This window comes from Vibrio genomosp. F10 str. 9ZD137 (assembly GCF_049974785.1).
GTDB lineage: Bacteria > Pseudomonadota > Gammaproteobacteria > Enterobacterales > Vibrionaceae > Vibrio.
The window spans coordinates 1-1,678 of the sequence record NZ_JBNGCJ010000355.1 but is presented as its reverse complement, the minus strand read 5'-3'; the positions used below and the strand labels follow the sequence as shown (position 1 = coordinate 1,678).

Below are 1,678 nucleotides of genomic sequence, written 5' to 3'. Positions count from 1 at the left end.
GGTCAATCTCTAGAGTCTCAAGGCTTTACGAAAGAGATCATCCCACCTTACTACTCAGTGAAAGAAGTGGTATTGCCATTCAACAAATTCCCTGGCGTTGACCCACTATTAGGTCCAGAAATGCGCTCTACTGGTGAAGTGATGGGCGTGGGTGCGACATTTGCAGAAGCATACTCTAAAGCTGAATTGGGTTGTGGTAACATTTACCCTGAAGGTGGACGTGCACTTCTTTCTGTTCGTGAGGGCGATAAAGAGCGTGTTGTTGATCTAGCTTCTAAGCTAACTAAGTTGGGTTATCAGTTAGATGCGACTCACGGTACGGCGGTTATTCTTGGCGAAGCGGGTATTAACCCACGCCTAGTGAATAAAGTACACGAAGGTCGTCCTCATATTCTTGACCGTATCAAGAACAATGAATACACCTACATTGTGAACACAGCAGCTGGTCGTCAAGCGATTGAAGATTCGAAAGTCCTTCGTCGTGGTGCATTAGCTGAGAAAGTGAACTACACAACAACGTTAAATGCGGCATTTGCAACCTGTATGGCTCATACAGCAGATGCAAAAACGTCGGTTACTTCAGTGCAAGAGCTACACGCACAAGTAAAAGCAAACGAAGCATAATCTAACTTAGGTTATATCGGTCAAGCCCGCTCATTTGAGCGGGCTTTTTATTAGCGGGCTTGTAATTTAGTAGACTCAATTAAGACAACGACAATGACGGTAGCCATTGTGTGTTAATACCGTCTTTTTATACTCTGAAAGATATTTATCTAGATGTGTTTTACTTGCCTAATGCGAAAGTAGGCAAAGATAAGTGCCAACGAATTGCGCCTAAACGAATGGCTAGCGTAGAGATTAAGCCTGCGAGAAAGGCCGTTGTAGAGTCGTAGCCCATAGACAGCCCGACGGTATGAAAAATACCACCCACAATACACGCAGTAGCATAGACTTCGCTACGCAAGACCATTGGAACTTCGCGTGCGAGCATATCTCGAATGATGCCTCCACCGCAGCCGGTAATGACCCCCATGATGACGGCAACCATAGCAGAGTCTTGATATATCAACGATTTTTCCACACCAATGCCGACAAAAACGCCCAAACCAATTGCATCACATACCGGGAGTATCCACCAGGCGACTCGTTTTGGCCGACGTACAATAAGCATAGTGACAAGGCAGGTAATAAAAATGACCCACAGATAAGTGGTGTCTGTAATCCAAAAAACAGGCGTAGCACCGAGCGCCATGTCACGAATCGTCCCCCCGCCAATCGCGGTGACACTTCCCAATACGACCACACCAAACGGGTCCATTTTTAGTCGGCCAGCGAGAAGAACACCTGATATAGCAAAAATGGCCGTGCCAAAAAGATCAAATAGATAGAGCAGCATGGAATCCATGAGACAGATTACTCATTTAATAGTGGGAACATTTAGGCGGAAATTGTACGAAATTCTCTACTAAAGCGTTAGCGTTTTTCGCGAATGGATTGTAAGTGTTCACACACTTGCTTAACTGCACCGAGGGTTCTTGGGGTTGGTCGGTTGATAAAGTCTGAGTTGAGTGTCCACATGGCATTATTCTCTATCGCAGAGAGTTGGTCTTTCCAAGGGTGCCACATGCTTCCATCGCTAAGGGCGTGTTCAGATAAAAACAAGATCGGAAGAGCGGTT

Annotated in this window: 1 protein-coding gene and 2 pseudogenes; 1 reads left to right on the top strand and 2 read right to left on the bottom strand. The window is 45.7% G+C overall.

The features are described from left to right. A pseudogene (carB, locus tag ACP45E_RS07940) lies at positions 1–624 on the top strand (carbamoyl-phosphate synthase large subunit); the annotation flags it as partial. A gap of 160 nt (positions 625–784) precedes the next feature. On the opposite strand, the gene ACP45E_RS07935 reads toward carB, so the two are convergent. Together ACP45E_RS07935 and ACP45E_RS07930 are read right to left on the bottom strand one after the other, a co-directional pair. Beyond that, a complete protein-coding gene (locus ACP45E_RS07935) occupies positions 785–1,405 on the bottom strand; it encodes a TRIC cation channel family protein (RefSeq protein ID WP_017035502.1) in 621 nt (206 codons plus the stop codon). A gap of 68 nt (positions 1,406–1,473) precedes the next feature. Continuing rightward, positions 1,474–1,678, bottom strand: a pseudogene (locus tag ACP45E_RS07930) (cobalamin-binding protein); the annotation flags it as partial.

Bases quoted from the DNA above. Each gene is read 5' to 3' on its own strand.
- ACP45E_RS07935 (WP_017035502.1), bottom strand. From the start codon at position 1,405: ATGGATTCCATGCTGCTCTATCTATTTGATCTTTTTGGCACGGCCATT.